The organism is Verrucomicrobiia bacterium (genome assembly GCA_019634625.1).
Classification (GTDB): Bacteria; Verrucomicrobiota; Verrucomicrobiia; order Limisphaerales; family CAIMTB01; genus CAIMTB01.
Map to the genome: position 1 here is coordinate 1 of JAHCBA010000043.1, position 15,821 is coordinate 15,821.

The following is a 15,821-nucleotide window of genomic DNA, read 5'->3' on the forward strand; positions in this document are numbered from 1 at the left end:
TCCGGCACCCCCGCCCCATTCGTTCCCGGCTTCAGCCGGCCAATGCCGTGCTCCAACGCCCCGCTCCATTCCAGTCCCTATCAAACTAAGAGGCCCGCCACGTAGCACACGTGGCGGGCCTCGGGTTTTTCGATTCAGGACCCCAACAGTTCCGGCAGGAGGCTATCGGATCGGCGCCGATGTCCGATCCCGGATCCATGCGTAGTCCACGCTGCCCGGCACCGAACGTCGGGAGACACCCGCCGCTCCCACCGCGGTGCTGCCGACCTTCCACTTCTTGATCTCGGAATGGCCATCCGCGAAGGCGAAGCCGCAGGCCATGTTGTGATAGGTCCCCGGAAAATCGATCCATTCCGCCCGAACCATTCCCACCGCAAACCCGGCGTCGTTGATGCTGCGATCATCTTCGTCGATCAGCACCCAAGTCTGGGCCGGACCCGGATCCACAAAATCCGTCTCACGCCCGTAGGTTCGATACGTGCGACCCAACGTGTGCGAGTGGTTGTTGTCCAACCACGGACCGTCCACAGGAGTCTTGCCACGATTGACCCGCGGATTCGTGCCCACCGCCTGGTTCATCGCCACCGACCGTGCGGCCGGAACCTTGAGGCGGGCCGTCCGCTTGGCCGCATCGGGGCCATTGTAGAATCCCACCCTCTTGTCCGCCGGACACTTGTACACCTCGACGTTCCCACCGATGTAGGTCGCCATCATATTGTTGGTGGTGCTGCGGAGGATGTCGGAATTGAACTCCTGCCCGCCGCCGCGACCGGCCTGCCCCGGGCACCAGTTGAACCCGGGCTGGGTGTTCCCGTCGTCCGGATTGGGAGGAAACCAGTCCTCGTTGTCGCCCGCGTACAACTTGATGGCCAGCATCAGTTGCTTGGTGTTGTTCATGCACTTGATGCCGTCAGCCTTGGACTTCGCCTTGGCCAGGGCCGGGAGGAGCATGCTCGCCAGAATGGCGATGATGGCGATCACCACCAGCAGTTCGATCAGCGTGAAACCGCGGCGCTTGGCTGCACCGGCGGGAAGAGTTGCGTTCATAGGGTTCGCAGACGTTTCCGGGTGATCGCCAACGCCCAGGCTGGCGCACCGCCCGACCGCGGCAGGCTACCGGGAACGAAAGAGGCCACGCAATGCGCCTTTCGGCGCACAGCATGGCCTCCGCTTCGCTTAACCAACCAAACTCCAACCCGAGCACCCGGCCGGGAATCTGCGCGGCAACCCACTACTGGCGCGCAACCGTGGTGTTATCCTTCATCCACCGCACATCCACCCACGAATCCCGCGCCGGGACGTTCAGGGACATGGTGCCATTGTATCGAACCGGAGCGTTGCGGATGGTCGAACCCTTCCACGACTTGATTTCCGCATGGCCGTCCGCGAACGAGAACCCGCAGGCCCCGTTGTGATAATTGGCCGGGAAATCGATGATCTGCGCCGTGGCCATGGCGTCCGCCCCCGTGCACGCATTGGCGAAGGCCGCGTCGTTGATGCTGTCCGGATGCTCATCCACGAACACGAACGTGTTGGCGGGCCGATGGATGGTATCCAGCTTCTCATAGGTGAACCAACGGGTCTGGTTCCGATTGTTCACCCGGTCCAGCCACTCGCCGAATCCGAACACCTGGCTCATCGAGTTGCTCCGAATCCGCGGGTGGCGGCCGGTCACCCCGTTCACCGTCGCCCGCACCGTGGCCTTGTCCGCCGGGCACTTGAATACCTCGAACGAGTTCCCGACGTAGTTGAACAACGGGCTGTTGGTGATCCAGCGCTTGTCCGCGCTCCCGGCCCCGAAATCCAGGCTGCCCGAAATCCAGTTGGGCCGGCCGTTCGGCAACCCGTCCTGGCACCCCAGCACCCGCTCCTCGTTGTCGCCCGCCTCGATGATCCACCCGAGGTTCAACTGCTTCAGGTTGTTCATGCACTTGATGCCGTCGGCCTTGGACTTCGCCTTGGCCAGGGCGGGAAGCAGCATGCTCGCCAGAATCGCGATGATGGCGATCACCACCAGCAGTTCAATGAGGGTAAAACCGCGCCGGTCGCGGCTTGAGTTACGAAGAGGGGTCAGGTTCATAGTTCGTTGTGGGGTCCGGCGCCGACGCCACGCGCCGCACGCCTCTGCCCTCTAGGTTATTCCACGCCACTCGCCCGGCAATGGGTGTTACCCGGCACAGCCCCGCCGATCACGACCACCGCGCCGCCATCCATCGACCCCACAGCACTCCGGCAACCAACCCCACCCCGTGCGCCGTATTCGCCACCGGCACCCCCAGTGCCCCGCTCAGGCAGATCACGAACCACACCAGCATCATCACGACCATCTGCGGATGCAGCCCCAAGCCGGCCCTGGGACAATACCTCCCCATCATCCACACGAACCCCAGCAATCCGTAAATCACCCCCGAAACCCCCCCGAACCGCGGGCCGCTCATGAAGTATTGACCCAGGTTCGAGACCACCCCCAGCACGGCCACCAGCAACGCCAGCCAACGCGGCCCCAACCGGCCCTCCACCGCCCGCCCCAAATCCCACAGAATCCACATGTTGAACAGGAGATGTGGCCACCCGAAATGCAGCAGCACCGGTGTAAACAACCGCCAGAACTCGCCCCGCCTCGCCTCCGGCAGAAACAGTTCCGCACTCATCCCCCACCGGTAGGGCACCTCCGAGATCTGCAGGCTCCGCACCAGCGGATGCTCCCCCGTCAATCCCGTCACCATCGCCACTGCCACACACACCACCATCCACGCCACAGTCTGGGAACCCGTCCCCGTCCCCGCCGCCCATCCCGGAACCCTCCGTCCCCCGCCGCTCCGGCGCTCCACCGGCGGTGCCGCTCGGGAGGGCGTGCGCCCGGGATCCCCAACCGCGGAGGCCGCCACGGGCACGGTTGCCGCCCCGGCCACCCGCTCGGGATCCGCCCGAAACGCCGCGAACAACGCCTTCGCCCGGTCAAGATCCTCCTCCGCATGAACCCAAAGAGCCCAGCGCGGCCCATCGTCGGCCTCGACCAGGTGATGAATCCCCTCCGAGCCCATCAATCGGCTGATCCGCTCCGCCAGCCCCGCGCTTTCCAAGTATCCAATCAGTCTCATCCATGCCCCGCCGTCCGCAGGGAGCCGCGAAGATAGGCCCGCAACGCCCCGGGCCAAGCGGGAAGTGCGGGCCATGGGCCGCTCACCAACCGAATCTCGGCTTGGCTTGCCCTCGCACCCGTCGCTACAAAGGGATTGCGGTTCGGACCCGGTAACGTCTTCTCATCGGACCTGAACGATGACCCGACGGAGCGCGTCCTCTATCCCATGATGATTTCCAGCGGCGCCAGCACCCGAATCCTCCTCGCCATTCTGCTGGTCTCCGTCCTGGCGTCCTGCCGCTCGCCCAGCCCCGGCCCCGGCCGCCCGGGCACCACCTCGCCCGCCCCACGCCAGGACCCCGACGCTCCCGCCACTCGGGAATCCTCCTCCCGGTCCGCCGATCGTTCCGACCCCGCCCCGCGCCGGCCACGCGTGCGGTACGACGCCGTCCACGACGAGGACATCAAGGCCGTCTTCAAGCTCGCCGAAAACAACGACTGGGAAGGAGCCGAACTGCTCGCCAGCGAACTTTACGAAGAGAACCCCGGCGACCCCGCCCTCGATCGCATCTACAAGTGGGTCCTTCAGCAGCGCCGTCTCCGCCGCGCCCAGCAGATCGAGGACCAGATCCGCGAAATCGACGCCAAGAACTCCGTCTTCAACCCCACCGTTCCCCGCCTGCTCACCGAAAAAAAGGACCGCGGCCTGCCGCCCCGCAAGGACATCCGCGACACCGTCGAGCAGATCGAGAACACCCCGTACATCCCGGAAAGCTACGGCAAGACCATCATCCGCCAGGGACCCATGTTCGACATCGAGGCCGTCCGCGGCCGCATGGCCAACCTCCTCGAGAAAGAGGTCTCCGTGCACCTCGAAAACGCCCCGCTCGAAACCATCATCTTCAACCTCGGTCAGGCCGAGGGGATCAATTTCGTCGCCGACAAAAACCTCCCCGCCTTCCAGCAGACCCTCTCCGTCAACCTCGACCGGGTGAAGCTCGACGAGTTCCTCCGCTACGTCTCCCGCAACCTCGACATCCAGTTCCAGATCGGCTCCGACCTCATCTGGATCGTCGATGGCAAGGACCCCAAGGGCCTTCAGGAGGAAACCCGTTTCTACCGCCTCCGCCACGGGTTCATTCTGCCCGCCGAGTTCGGCGCCACCCAGATCACCCAGACCCGGGCCATGAACCCTCAGGGCCAGGTCACATCCATCACCGAAAACCGCGTCATCAAGCAGTTCGTCAAGGACAACGCCCCCATGGCCACCGCCATCGAGCAGGCCATCAAGGAGTTCTTCAAGGGCAGCAAGTACCTCATCGACTACGAACGCAACGTCATCCTCGCCTCGGGCACCGCCGACCAGCTCCAGGTCATGGACCGCATCATCCAGGAGTTCGACAAGCCCGTCCAACAGGTCCTCATCGAGGCCCGCTTCATCACCATCACCGAGGCCGCCTTCCTCCAGCTCGGCGTCCAGTGGGAATCCAGCCGCGGCGCCCGTATCGAAGGTTCCCCCATCGACTTCACCGGCTTCGGCTTCAACGTCGGTCGCGGCATCCAGGAGGTCTTCACCAACGTCCTAGACCGCTCCACCCTCAGCGCCACCCTCAACGCCCTCGAACAGTCCGGCGAAAGCCAGACCCTCAGCGCCCCACGCCTCGCCCTGATGAACAACCGCCCGGCCACCATCGAGGATGGCAAGGTCCAGTACTACTACGAGGAGTATCAGGTGAAGACCCAGACCCTCGAACGCCGCTCCTCCTCCGCCCTCGTCCCCTCCGGCAAACCCAGCAAACTCACCTCCGGCGTCACCCTCGATGTCCTCGCCAGCATCGGCGGCGACGGCCAGACCGTCCTCCTCGCCCTCAATCCCAAGGTCAACAGCGACGTCCGCCTCGCCACTTTCGCCACCATCACCGATGTCGATGACGCCGGCCGCCCGGTGAGCACTTTCGACATCAAACTTCCCGAGTACCGCACCCAGGAGATCGCCACCCGCGTCGCCGTCCGCTCCGGCGAAACCGTCGTCATGGGCGGCGTCCTCTCCCGCGAACAAACCACCTTCGTCGAATCCGTCCCCATCCTCGGCAGCCTCCCCATCATCGGCGCCGCCTTCCGCAATCGTACCGAGGTGGACCGGCCCCGTTACCTCCTCATCTTCGTCACCGCCACCATCCTCTCCGATTCCGGCGAATTCATCCGCTACCTCTCGGCCGACGAGGACCTCTAGTCGTTGTGCCACCCCATCCCGCCACCGCCCGCTTCGCCAACCTGCTCGCCCTCCCGGCCCGCGATTTCGCCGTCGTCGATGTCGGCCACCTCCGCGCCCGCATCCTCCTCGCCACCGTCGCCCGCGGCCGCCCCCGCTTCGTCCGCACCGAGGTGGTGGACGGCCATGAGGAGGGCTTCACCTCGACCGACGAACTCCGTCAGGAGGTCCGCCAGCGCCTCGAACAACTCGCCCCCGAAGCCCTCGTCCTCGTTCTCCCCCAGGATCGCGTCCTCCGGCATGTCCTCGATGTCCCCCCTTCGGACCCCGCCACCACCCGCGCCCATGTGGAACGGGAGGCCGGCGGCATCGGAGGCCTCAGCGACAGTCCGTGGGTCTTCGATGCCGCCCGCCTCGAACCCTTCGGCCATCCCGCCCACCCCGTCGCCGCCGCCTTCTGCCGCCAGGACGATCTCCAACGGCTCCTGACCGCCTACCTCGACGACGATTCCCTCGTCTTCGATGTCCGAACCGCCGCCGATGCCCTTGCCGCCGCGTTCCTTCAGGCCGCCCCGGCCCGGCGTGACACCATCCTCGTCGATCTCGGCGCCCGCCACACCGCCGTCACGCTCCTCATCGCCGGTCAGGTGGCCCACGCCACCTCCTTCCCCACCGGCTCGGCCGCCTTCACCGATGCCCTCGCCCTCGATCGCGGCGGCTCCCTCGAGACGGCCGAGATCCTCAAACGCGCCGAACCGCCCCGCCCGTCCCTCGCCGACACCCCCCGCCTCCACGCCACACTCGCCGCCTGGCTCGCCGAAATCGAACGTACCCTCCGCGAATGGCAGGCGGATCACCCGGGCACCCCTTCCGTCGCCTCCTGGGACGTCCATCTCGCGGGGGGCGGCGCCCTCCAGCCCGATCTCCCGGAACGCCTCTCCGAATTCGGGCGCCGCCATTTCCTCCCCTGGCCCGCCCCCGTCCCTGGCTCCCCTCCCATCCCCCCCGACCAGGCCGCCTGCTGGGGAGCCCTCCTCCTCGCCCTTGGCCTCGCCGGACCCGCCCCATCCCTCCTTCCCGCCGACCGCCAGGCCCGATGGCGGCAGCGTCGTGGCTGGCGCGCCCTCGTCACCGCCAACCTCGCCCTCGCCGCCATGCTCGCCATGGCCATCACCACCGCCACCTTCCACCAGTCCCGCGTCCTCTCCGAAAAGGCGTCCTGGGAACGCCAGGCCACCGAAGCCCTCGGCAAGGCCCGCGAACTTCGCATCGTGTCGGAGGGCCTCAACCGCCGCTTCGACACCTTCCGCCCGGTCCTCGAACGTCAGCGCCAGACCGTCGAAACGCTCCAGCTCCTCGCCGCCCTCCAGGCCTCCCGAACCAACGACCAGCATTGGTACGTCCTCCTCGCCGACGCCGCCAGCTACGCCGCGGGCAGCAACCGCTTCTCCACCAGCCCCCTCCCCCGCCCCACAGAGCCCCGCCCTCCCCTCGCCCTTTCCGGCTCCCATACCAACCCCCCTCCCTCTCCCCGCACCTTCATTGCCGAGGTCTGCCTCGTGCCCGAAGGCGAACGCATGCGCCAGGCCCTCAGCGAACTGGTCGCCGAACTCAAACGCCATCCCCTCCTCCGTAATGTCGATGTCCTCCCCCCAGAACGCCGCCGCGACCTCGTCGCCACCAACCTCATCCTTCCCTCCCGCCACTTCGCCCTCGAACTGACCCTCCCGGAAACCGAACTCCTCGCCCCCATCCCCATCCCCCGCCTCGCCACCAACCGCGAACCCCGCACCGCCGCCCCCTTCCGCACCCCCGTCCGCCCCCTCACCAACGGCCCGCGCGTCCTCCGCACCCCCATCGCGCCATGACGCTCCGCCTGACCACCCTCCACCGCCTCGTCGTCCTCGCCACTCTCGCCCTGGCGATCGCCTGCCTCGCCCTCCTCGCCCCCCTGTCCCGCCGCAGCCGCGACCGCGACATCCCCCTCCGCGATCTCCGCGATCAACTCGCCCGCGCCACCCTCGAAGCCGGTCTTCCCGACCAGACCCCCTTCGCCTCCATCGACGAACACCTCGCCGCCCTTCGCGCCGCCTCCCTCGATTTCGCCGACGCCGAACGCGCCGCCCTCCTCCGCCTCGAACTCCCGGAGGATGTCCGACGCTACCTCGCCCAACCCTTCCAACTCCTCGACTTCCTCAACGAATCCCAACGCCGCATCGAGGAACTCACCGCCCTCGCCAAAGCCTCCCGCGTCTCCCTCACCCCAGGCCTCCCCGCCGGTTTCCCCCGCTACCAACCCGATCTCCTCCGCCCGGAACTCCTCTGGGTCCAGCTCGTCACCGTCAATCGCCTCGTCCGTACCGCCATCCAGGTCGGCGTCCGCGACATCTCCGAGGTCTCCGTCGAATCCCTCCCCGTCTTCGAACCCGACGACTTCGGCCCTGCCCCACCCCCGCCCCTGACCCCGCCCGTCCCGACCAACGCCTGGTCCGCCCTCCGCGTCCATCTCACCGCCAGCGGCTCCGTGGACGCCCTCCACCAGCTCCTCCTCGCCCTCACCCTTACCCCGGCCCAGCTCCCCGCCGTCGGCCTGACCGAGGACCTCGGCGCCCAGCCCGCCCTCTTCATCGACCGCATCCTCCTCCACCGCTCCGAGTTGTCCGCCCCCGAACAGGCCCGCCTCGAACTCGTGGTCAGTACCGTCGTCCCCAACGCCCGGCCCTCGCCATGAATCGCGAATCCCAGCTCTTTCAGTGGGCCATGGTCCCCGCCGCCCTCCTCATGGCCGGCCTCCTCGCCTTCTCCCTCGCCCGCCTCCGCCACGACGATCCCGCCCTCGCCGGCCTCCGTCCCACCCCCGCCCCGCCCCCCCGGCATGCCGCCGCCGATCAGACCCGGCGCCATTTCGGCTGGCCCGATGAAGCCGTCCGCCAGCCCATGACCCAACTCGCCAATCCCTTCTTCACCCTCGCCATCCAGGCCGCTCCCCCGCCGCCCCCACCCGCCCCGCCGCCCCCGCCCGCCACCCGCACCGTCTCCGTCACCTACCGCGGCTACTTCGAAACGTCCGCCGGACTCCGCCGCGCCGTCGTCCAGGTCGATGACCGCCAGCTCCTCGTCGCCCGCGGCGAAATCGTCGTCGCCAGTTTCGCCGTCGCCGAAATCGAACTCCGCCACCTCTCCCTCACCAACACCGCCGGCGCCTCCGTCCGCGGCGAATTCTCCAAACCCGTCCCCGTCGAGATTCCCGCCCAATGAACCCCGAGCCCGCCCCCGCCCGACGGGACGTCGGTGAACTCCTCCTCGAACAGGGCCGCATCTCCGAACGCCAGCTCGAACTCGTCCGCCATCGCCAGCGCCGCCTCAACACCTCCCAGCATCAGGCCCTCGTCGATCTCGGCTACTCCTCCGAGGACGACACCTGGCGCGCCCTCGCCCTCGCCCAGGGACTCGAATTCGCCGACCTCGCCGCCCGCGAGTTCACCCGCGAGGAACTCGACGCCATCCCCCTCAAGGTCATCCTCCACTTCCGTACCCTCCCCCTCCGCACCGAAGGCGATGAACTTGTCCTCGCCTTCGCCGAACCCCCGCGCCAGGTCGATCTCGCCAACCTGCGCATGCTCCTCAACCGCCGCCTCAAGGTCGTCCTCACCACCCCCGCCGCCATCCGCTCCGTCATCCAGAAACGCTTCGGCCTCGGCGCCGAAACCGTCGAACGCCTCCGCGAGGAACGCGGCGCCGCCGACGCCAGCCCCGACGTCGTCTTCGATGTCCCCACCGCCCCAGGCCCCACCCACGCCGCCATCGAGGCCACCATCGCCGATTTCGTGGACCAGGTCGTCGCCGATGCCATCCGCCAGCGCGCCACCGATCTCCACCTCGAACCCTACTACTCCTCCATCCGCCTCCGCTACCGCATCGACGGCGTCCTCGTCCCCGTCCCCGTCCCCCCAGGCCTCCGCGAACTCCATGCCGCCATCGTTTCCCGCCTCAAAATCATGGCCGGCCTCAACATCGCCGAACGACGCCTCCCCCAGGACGGCCGCATCTCCCTCAAAACCGAATCCGAGGAGTTCGATCTCCGCGTCTCCGTCATCCCCACCAAACACGGCGAGGCCGTCTGCCTCCGCGTCCTCGGACGTCACAGCCTCCTCCTCGACCTCGCCCAGCTCGGCATGGAACCCGACCAGGAATCCCTCCTGCGTCAGGCCGTCCAGCTCCCCCAGGGACTCGTCCTCCTCACCGGCCCCACCGGCAGCGGCAAGACCACCACCCTCTACGCCGCCCTCGCCCAGGCCAACGACGAGGGCCGCAAAATCATCACCATCGAGGACCCCGTCGAATACCAGCTCGAAGGCATCGCCCAGATCCAGACCCGCGACGACATCGGCCTCTCCTTCTCGACCGGCCTCCGCGCCGTCCTCCGCCACGACCCCGACGTCGTCCTCATCGGCGAAATCCGCGACGCCGAAACCGCCGAAATCGCCGTCCGCGCCGCCCTCACCGGCCATCTCGTCCTCTCCACCCTCCACACCAACGACAGCATCAGCAGCGTCGCCCGCCTCCTCGAAATGCGCGTCGAACCCTTCCTCGTCGCCTCCTCCCTCGTCTGCTGCCTCGCCCAGCGCCTCGCCCAGCGCCTCTGCCCCGCCTGTTCCCATCCCGATCCCCTCCTCCCCGATCCCGTCCGCGCCGAAATGGCCGCCGCCCTTCACCTCCCCCCCGACCAGGTCCGCGCCTTCCGCGGCGCCGGCTGCCCCGAATGCAGCGGTCGCGGCTACCGCGGCCGCGTCGCCATCTACGAGGTCTTCACCGTCACCGACCCCATCGCCGACCTCATCACCCCAGGCGTCCGCACCGGCCAGCTCCGCGACGCCGCCCGCCGGGAAGGCTGGCTCTCCCTCCGCCAGATCGGCTGGCGCAAAGTCCAGCACGGCGTCATCGCCGCCTCCGAACAACGCCGCCTCACCCACCGCCTCGACGCCGCGCCTTTCACCACGAAGGTGTGATCCGGCCAAGACCATCTGCGCTGGCCTGCAACCATCGCGGTCACGCTCCACGCCATTTTGTCCCTTTACGACTTCAGGTGCTTTGCCATGTGGGCGAGCCCTCTACGGCCGCACGTCGAGGCCCGGCGGAAGGTGCACCCCTGCTTTCCAAACCCGAAATCCTGATGCCGCACCGGGCAGGTGAAAGCTGCCAGCTCGGCTTCCAGCATCCGCGCCACAGCTTGCTTGGCCCGGGCATCGCCCCGCCGCCGCAGGAACTCAATCCACAGGGACGTATCAACGAGCATCATACAGGTCCCGGGCCTCGATCTCCTCGTGGGTCAGCGGGTAATCCGATGGGATGCAACGCAGCAGGCACTCAAGCCTCAAGGCGCGGCCGCCATGTCCGTCGGGCATCCCTGAAGGGTCAGGATGGCCGCCCGCCTGTGCAGCAGGTCATCGGCCGGGACCGCTTCACGAGCCCGGCCATTGCGGCGTCCGGCCCGTGGCCGCCGCCGCTTCCGCCACCATCTGCTCGAGAGCGGGGCGTCCGCCAAAAACCGCGGGGTTCAAGGGCTTGATGGTGGGCAGGATGTCCAGGAACACCCCGAACTGCCCGCACTTGTGCGCATACCGCGCGAAGTTGTTCCGGATCTGGGTCGCCCCCGGATTGAGTTCGAAGAACCGATCGTAACTCGCCTTCACATCCTTCCAGACCCCCGGCTGGGTCCAATGGCGCTCCTTCAATCCGGTGGCCCCGTCGGCCGCCAGCATGTCATGCACGTCCACCAGGACCAGCGGCACATCGCCCTTCCATGCCTGGTTCTCGACACAGCGGCGCCCAAAGGAGAGCGCCTGCTCGACCGACCCATGCCACTTGGGTTGGAGATACCATGCCATGTGGCGCGCCGCCTGGTAACACGCCGGGTCCGCCTCCATCGCCCGGTTGAACCAAAGCCGCGCCCGGGCAATGTCCGTTTCACGGCCCAGCATCACCCTGAGCATGGACGCCGCCGCATCGGGCACGGTCGGGTCCAACCGCCAGGACTTCTCGAGATCGCGCCCGGCATTCTCGATATGGGCGGCAAACCCCTCCCAACCGGCGTCGGACACCGTGTCCGCGTAGCCGGAGCCCCGCCGGTTCCAGGCCAGCGAAAGCTGCAGATTCCCCCGGACCAGCAGCGCCCGGGCATGGTCCGGCCACCTCCGGCCCAGGCAGTCGATGAGGGTCGGCAGCGTCCCGTCCTCGATCGCAACGCTCGCCGCCACCGCCGCCGCAAAGTCCCGAATGCCCTCCACCCCTTCCTCCGCCGGAAGCTCCGGCAACTTCAGCATCTCAATCAGAAACGTGTGGGCCTGTTCCCGATAACGGTTGTAAACAGCCCCGGTCTCCCGGCCATGGGCCGCCTTCCAGCTCTCCGAGGCACGAAGTGCGGCGTAGAACTTGCGCACCGCGGAGTATCCGGAAGCCAGCAACCGGTCGGCCGCGAGACGAAGATCCTCCGCACGTTGTGCCGGGGTCCGGTCCCGTTCGTCCGGACGGAACCGCACGAGCAGATACAGAACCATCGGATCGGTGCATCCGGCTTCCATCAACGCATGGGCAAGCTCCCCCATCCGCGACGCGGCCGGATGGGGCGTCCGGCACCGAATGTGCCCGAAACCTGTCAGGAACTCCCGGGCAACGGCATCCCACCGTGCATCGCGACTCCCCGCCCGGTCATAATCGCCGACCAGCGTCTCGAGGTTCCATGCAAGCCGGTCCATCGCCGGTTGATTTGCCGCCGGCCAATCGGTGAATACCGGCGCCTTCTCGAAGGATCGCGAAGATCGGTCGGGCCGGCGTGCCTGACGCTCCTCCAGGGGCGCCCCTGCCTCCGCTTCGGAATCCCTCCGATCCGAGCAGCCCGTGCAACACGCCGCCAAGCCGACGGCCGATACCCACAACCACCCGGAAAACCGTCGCCAGAACACGCTGCTCAGTTGAATCGCTGGGTGGAACATGGGTACCTCGCGGTTGTCCTGCCAGCGTTGCGCCGCCCGTGGAAAAGTTGAAGCCCTGATTGCCGGCACTGGATTCGGTCGCCATGCCCGGAACCCCGTTGCGCCCCACGACCGGGACCGCTTCCATGGGAGCCATGCGCCGCGGCTTCCGTCCATGGGCCAGGGGATTGGCCGGCCTGGCCTCCGCCGGGCTCCTCCTTCTCGCCGGTTCGCTCCAAACGGTGGACCGCTCCCCCTGGCACGATCTGCCCTCCGCCCAACCGGCCCTCGCGGACGTCGCAACCCGCCTCGCCCACGCATCCCCACCCAGCCCCGACTTTGTTCGGGCCGGATTCGGCCGGGCCCGGCTCCTGGTCGCACCCGCCGACCCGGTGCCGGGAGATCTCTCGACGGCCGGGCCCATGAGCTGGCCCCTGGCGGGATACGGTCAACGTCGCGGCCAGCCGGCCCAGGGCGAGCACGATCCCCTCTGGGCCAAGGCGGTGGCCTTCACGGTCGCCGGCCGCACCAGCGTGGTGGTCTCGGCGGATCTGCTCATCGTCCCCCGCGAAGTCGCCGGGGACGCCGCCGAAAGAATCCGGGCCCGAACGGGCGTCGGCGCAGACGCCATCTACTTCGGGGCCACGCATACCCACGGCGGTCCCGGAGGCTGGGGAGAGGGCCGGGTGGCCGAGGCGTTCGCCGGTCCGTTCATTCCCGGCGTCCGGGAATGGCTGGCCGGCCGCCTCGCCGACGCCGCCATCTCCGCCCTGACCGATCTGGCTCCGGCCGAAATCGGCCACGGCTCGTTCGCCGCGCCGGAATGGGTGCGTCATCGACTGGTCGGCGACGCCGGCCGGGTGGACCCGGAGTTCAGCCTGCTGGTCGTCACCCTGGGTTCCGGCGAACAGGCCGTCATCGGCAGTTACGCGGCACACGCCACCGTGCTCCCGGCAAACATCATGCATTTCCACGGCGACTACCCCGGCGCATGGCAACGCTCGGTCGAGGCTGGCGGCATCCGGCTGGCCGTCTTCCTCGGCGGTGCCATGGGCAGCCACGCCCCCCGCGCCCCCTCCAGCGACTGGGAGGGAGCCCGCGCCATGGGCGAACGCCTCGCCCAACGCACCCTCGAAACCATCCCCCGCCTCGCCCGTACCAACCGCATCGCCTTCGGCTTCGAAACCCTTCCCTTCGACCTCCCCGAACCCCAGGTGCGCCTCGCCAACAACCTCCGGCTCCGACCCTGGCTCGCACGCCGCCTCCTCCCCGTGCGCCCGGATACCCGCCTCCAGGCCTTGAGATTGGGAAACGCCATCTGGCTCTCGACGCCTGCCGACACCAGCGGCGAACTGGCTCTCGACCTCAAAACCCTCGGCCGCCTCCACGGCCTCGACGTGGCAGTCACCAGCTTCAATGGGGATTACGTGGGCTATGTCGTGCCCGCCCACTACTACGACCTCAACACCTACGAGACGCGCACCATGTCCTTCTTTGGCCCCCAACTCCCGATGGCGTTCGAGCACCTGCTCGCCAGTCTCGTCCGGATCCTTGCCGGATCCAACGGACACCCGGACCCCGTCGTCACGCCCCCTCCGCCCGCACCAACGGCGCCTTCACGAACGCTGTCGGACGCAGGTAGATAGGCTGCATGGGCGTCTCCCCCTCCAGTCCGGTCACCCCACGCGCCCACACCGCCAAATCCGCCGCGTCCGGAAACACCGTCTCCGCCTCGGATCCGAGAATCCCCTCATGTGTCCGTACCAGTCGAACCCCCGGCCCCACATCCCGCATCAATGCCTCCCGTGATCCGATCCGCAGCGGCACGCTCGAAATAACCCGCTCCGCCCCAACCTCGAATCGCTCCCAGTAGTACTCGCCCCGCTGCGCGTCGGTGGCGATCACCACCGAACCCAGCCGTCCCAGGCGCCGGCAGCCCAGCGCCACCAGCAGGGTCGATCGGCATCCAACCAACCCGGCGCCCGTCGCCAGCCGCCACCCCTCCGCCACCGCCAGCGCGGCCCGGATGCCCGTGTAGGAACCGGGCCCCAACCCGACCGCGATCCTTTCAACCGCCCCCCGTCCAACCCCCGCGGTTTCCAGCACCTGCCGGATCATCTCGAACAGCGGCACACTGCGCAGCGCGTTCTCCGCCACCCCGGCCGGCACCCCCTCCCCCGCAGACACCGCCACCGACCGCCTGGATGTCGCACATTCAATGGCCAGGCAGTTCATACTCGATGCGTCGTCGCCATTCACCCTCCCCATGAAACCATACCCGGCACAGCCCTCGCGGATCCGGCCCCGGCCAGCGTTCGTACCATTCGATGGCCGCCACCCCATCTTCCGGCGGCAGATAGGCGCCCAGCCCGGCCTCCAGAATCTGCCCGGCCCCTTCCAACCGGTACAGGTCGAGGTGAAAGAACGGCAGCCGTCCCCTCCGATACTCGTTCACCAGCCCAAAGGTCGGCGACACAATCCGCGCCCGCACCCCCAATCCCCGAGCCAGCCCCTTGACCCATTGCGTCTTGCCCATGCCCAGCGGACCCGTCAGCCCAAACACCCACCCCGGTTGGGCCAGTCGCCCCAGCCGCTCCCCAAGCCGCTCCGTGTCCTCGGGACTATCCGAAATGCAGGTATCCATACTCGGGAAGTTCATGCACCCCTTGCGCGTCGCGCAATCGCAGGCCGCCCTCGGACGTCACCCGCCCCACACACGTCAGGCGCACCTTCGGAAAACGCTCCTTCCATCCATCGAGAACCCGGACCGCGTCGCCCGGAGCCACCGCGAACAGCAGTTCAAAGTCCTCCCCATCGGTCAGGGCCGCCAGCAGCGGCGGCTTCGCCCCGTTGCCCGATCGCGACCGAACCTTCGCCGCCCGGTGGATGGGTACCGACCGCGCCAGCAATTCCGCCCCCACGCCGCTGGCCCTCAAGATGTGCCGCAAATCCCCGGCCAGCCCGTCGCTCACGTCGATCATCGCTCGAACCCGGAAGTGCTCCGCCAGCCACGCCGCCTCGGCCAGTCGTGGCTCGAAGTTCAGATGATGCCCCGCCAATGACCCCCCCAGTTCGCCGCTGACGAAAATCGCATCCCCCGCCCGCGCCCCCGAACGCCGGACCGCACGCTCCCGCGCCACCGTCCCCACCGCCGCCACCCCCACCGTCAACCCCCCGGTTGACCGGCCGGTCTCCCCCCCGACAATCGCCACCCCCCACCGTGCCGCCAACGCTTTCAGCCCCCCGTACAACCCCTCCAAACGGACCGGATCCGGCGGCGCCGGCACCCCCAGCGTGATGACCGCCGCCACCGGCCGGGCCGCCGCCGCCGCGAAATCGCTCAGGACCCGCCCCAATGCCTTGTGCCCGATCCGTTCCGGATCCGCATCCGGCGTGAAATGGACCCCCTCGACCACCGCGTCCGTCTTGAACACCAGCCAGCAGTCCGGAATTCCCAGGTCCAGCAACGCGCAGTCGTCCCCCGGCCCCGCCACCACCGAAGCGTTGGTCGGCAAATCCCGCGTCAACCGGGCAATCAATTCAAACTCGTTCATCG

General features: G+C 68.1%; 14 protein-coding genes. 6 read left to right on the forward strand and 8 right to left on the reverse strand.

The genetic code is table 11. The features are described from left to right. Positions 1-162: 162 nt before the first annotated feature. From KF833_19925 to KF833_19935, 3 genes are all read right to left on the reverse strand, one after another. Positions 163-1,047 (reverse strand): type II secretion system protein, encoded by an 885-nt coding sequence (locus KF833_19925; GenBank protein ID MBX3747582.1) that lies wholly within the window; start codon positions 1,045-1,047, stop codon positions 163-165. A gap of 184 nt (positions 1,048-1,231) precedes the next feature. Next, positions 1,232-2,080, reverse strand: coding sequence for a type II secretion system protein (locus KF833_19930; GenBank protein MBX3747583.1), 849 nt, complete (start codon positions 2,078-2,080; stop codon positions 1,232-1,234). A 109-nt stretch (positions 2,081-2,189) separates the two neighbouring features. After that, on the reverse strand, positions 2,190-3,101 hold the full coding sequence (locus tag KF833_19935) for a rhomboid family intramembrane serine protease (GenBank protein MBX3747584.1): 912 nt from the start codon (positions 3,099-3,101) through the stop codon (positions 2,190-2,192). Positions 3,102-3,311: 210 nt separating this feature from the next. Between KF833_19935 and KF833_19940 the strand changes: the two genes are divergently transcribed. From KF833_19940 to KF833_19960, 5 genes are read left to right on the forward strand one after another with little or no spacing between them, the layout of a single operon-like run. Then, positions 3,312-5,315, forward strand: a complete 2,004-nt coding sequence (locus KF833_19940) for a type II secretion system protein GspD (GenBank protein MBX3747585.1) — start codon at positions 3,312-3,314, stop codon at positions 5,313-5,315. A gap of 5 nt (positions 5,316-5,320) precedes the next feature. Further along, entirely contained in the window at positions 5,321-7,162 is a 1,842-nt protein-coding gene (locus KF833_19945; GenBank protein ID MBX3747586.1) for a hypothetical protein, read from the forward strand. Further along, entirely contained in the window at positions 7,159-8,025 is an 867-nt protein-coding gene (locus KF833_19950) for a hypothetical protein (GenBank protein MBX3747587.1), read from the forward strand. The genes KF833_19945 and KF833_19950 overlap by 4 nt, the downstream gene beginning before the upstream one ends. Continuing rightward, positions 8,022-8,552 (forward strand): hypothetical protein, encoded by a 531-nt coding sequence (locus KF833_19955; GenBank protein MBX3747588.1) that lies wholly within the window; start codon positions 8,022-8,024, stop codon positions 8,550-8,552. Before KF833_19950 ends, KF833_19955 begins: the two co-directional genes overlap by 4 nt. Next, positions 8,549-10,303, forward strand: a complete 1,755-nt coding sequence (locus KF833_19960; GenBank protein ID MBX3747589.1) for a type II/IV secretion system protein — start codon at positions 8,549-8,551, stop codon at positions 10,301-10,303. The genes KF833_19955 and KF833_19960 overlap by 4 nt, the downstream gene beginning before the upstream one ends. A gap of 65 nt (positions 10,304-10,368) precedes the next feature. Here the strand turns inward: KF833_19960 and KF833_19965 are convergent, their stop codons facing one another. Together KF833_19965 and KF833_19970 are read right to left on the reverse strand one after the other, a co-directional pair. Further along, the gene (locus KF833_19965) at positions 10,369-10,593 is read right to left on the reverse strand and encodes a hypothetical protein (GenBank protein MBX3747590.1); all 225 of its coding nucleotides are present in this window, start codon (positions 10,591-10,593) and stop codon (positions 10,369-10,371) included. Between the two features lie 163 nt (positions 10,594-10,756). After that, positions 10,757-12,049 (reverse strand): hypothetical protein, encoded by a 1,293-nt coding sequence (locus tag KF833_19970; protein MBX3747591.1) that lies wholly within the window; start codon positions 12,047-12,049, stop codon positions 10,757-10,759. Positions 12,050-12,420: 371 nt separating this feature from the next. On the opposite strand from KF833_19970, the gene KF833_19975 reads away from it, so the two are divergent. Then, positions 12,421-13,911 (forward strand): hypothetical protein, encoded by a 1,491-nt coding sequence (locus tag KF833_19975; protein ID MBX3747592.1) that lies wholly within the window; start codon positions 12,421-12,423, stop codon positions 13,909-13,911. Here the strand turns inward: KF833_19975 and tsaB are convergent. Genes tsaB through KF833_19990 form a run of 3 tightly spaced genes read right to left on the reverse strand, consistent with a single transcriptional unit; the run spans position 13,850 to position 15,819 of the window. Beyond that, positions 13,850-14,500 carry a tRNA (adenosine(37)-N6)-threonylcarbamoyltransferase complex dimerization subunit type 1 TsaB gene (gene tsaB, locus KF833_19980; GenBank protein ID MBX3747593.1) on the reverse strand — a complete coding sequence of 217 codons (651 nt, stop codon included), beginning with the start codon at positions 14,498-14,500 and terminating at the stop codon, positions 13,850-13,852. The two genes, KF833_19975 and tsaB, sit on opposite strands and share 62 nt — an antisense overlap. Beyond that, positions 14,481-14,909 (reverse strand): tRNA (adenosine(37)-N6)-threonylcarbamoyltransferase complex ATPase subunit type 1 TsaE, encoded by a 429-nt coding sequence (tsaE, locus tag KF833_19985; protein MBX3747594.1) that lies wholly within the window; start codon positions 14,907-14,909, stop codon positions 14,481-14,483. Before tsaE ends, tsaB begins: the two co-directional genes overlap by 20 nt. Further along, the gene (locus KF833_19990; GenBank protein ID MBX3747595.1) at positions 14,887-15,819 is read right to left on the reverse strand and encodes a thiamine-monophosphate kinase; all 933 of its coding nucleotides are present in this window, start codon (positions 15,817-15,819) and stop codon (positions 14,887-14,889) included. Before KF833_19990 ends, tsaE begins: the two co-directional genes overlap by 23 nt. Between the last annotated feature and the right edge of the window lie 2 nt (positions 15,820-15,821).

What these genes read in the sequence shown, in the direction of transcription:
- KF833_19950 (MBX3747587.1), top strand. Translation starts at nt 7,159, where the DNA reads ATGACGCTCCGCCTGACCACCCTCCACCGCCTCGTCGTCCTCGCCACT.
- KF833_19990 (MBX3747595.1), bottom strand. Translation starts at nt 15,819, where the DNA reads ATGAACGAGTTTGAATTGATTGCCCGGTTGACGCGGGATTTGCCGACC.
- KF833_19925 (MBX3747582.1), bottom strand. Translation starts at nt 1,047, where the DNA reads ATGAACGCAACTCTTCCCGCCGGTGCAGCCAAGCGCCGCGGTTTCACG.
- tsaB (MBX3747593.1), bottom strand. Translation starts at nt 14,500, where the DNA reads ATGAACTGCCTGGCCATTGAATGTGCGACATCCAGGCGGTCGGTGGCG.
- KF833_19940 (MBX3747585.1), top strand. Translation starts at nt 3,312, where the DNA reads ATGATTTCCAGCGGCGCCAGCACCCGAATCCTCCTCGCCATTCTGCTG.
- KF833_19960 (MBX3747589.1), top strand. Translation starts at nt 8,549, where the DNA reads ATGAACCCCGAGCCCGCCCCCGCCCGACGGGACGTCGGTGAACTCCTC.
- KF833_19955 (MBX3747588.1), top strand. Translation starts at nt 8,022, where the DNA reads ATGAATCGCGAATCCCAGCTCTTTCAGTGGGCCATGGTCCCCGCCGCC.
- KF833_19965 (MBX3747590.1), bottom strand. Translation starts at nt 10,593, where the DNA reads ATGATGCTCGTTGATACGTCCCTGTGGATTGAGTTCCTGCGGCGGCGG.
- KF833_19935 (MBX3747584.1), bottom strand. Translation starts at nt 3,101, where the DNA reads ATGAGACTGATTGGATACTTGGAAAGCGCGGGGCTGGCGGAGCGGATC.
- KF833_19970 (MBX3747591.1), bottom strand. Translation starts at nt 12,049, where the DNA reads ATGGACCGGCTTGCATGGAACCTCGAGACGCTGGTCGGCGATTATGAC.
- tsaE (MBX3747594.1), bottom strand. Translation starts at nt 14,909, where the DNA reads ATGGATACCTGCATTTCGGATAGTCCCGAGGACACGGAGCGGCTTGGG.
- KF833_19975 (MBX3747592.1), top strand. Translation starts at nt 12,421, where the DNA reads ATGCGCCGCGGCTTCCGTCCATGGGCCAGGGGATTGGCCGGCCTGGCC.
- KF833_19930 (MBX3747583.1), bottom strand. Translation starts at nt 2,080, where the DNA reads ATGAACCTGACCCCTCTTCGTAACTCAAGCCGCGACCGGCGCGGTTTT.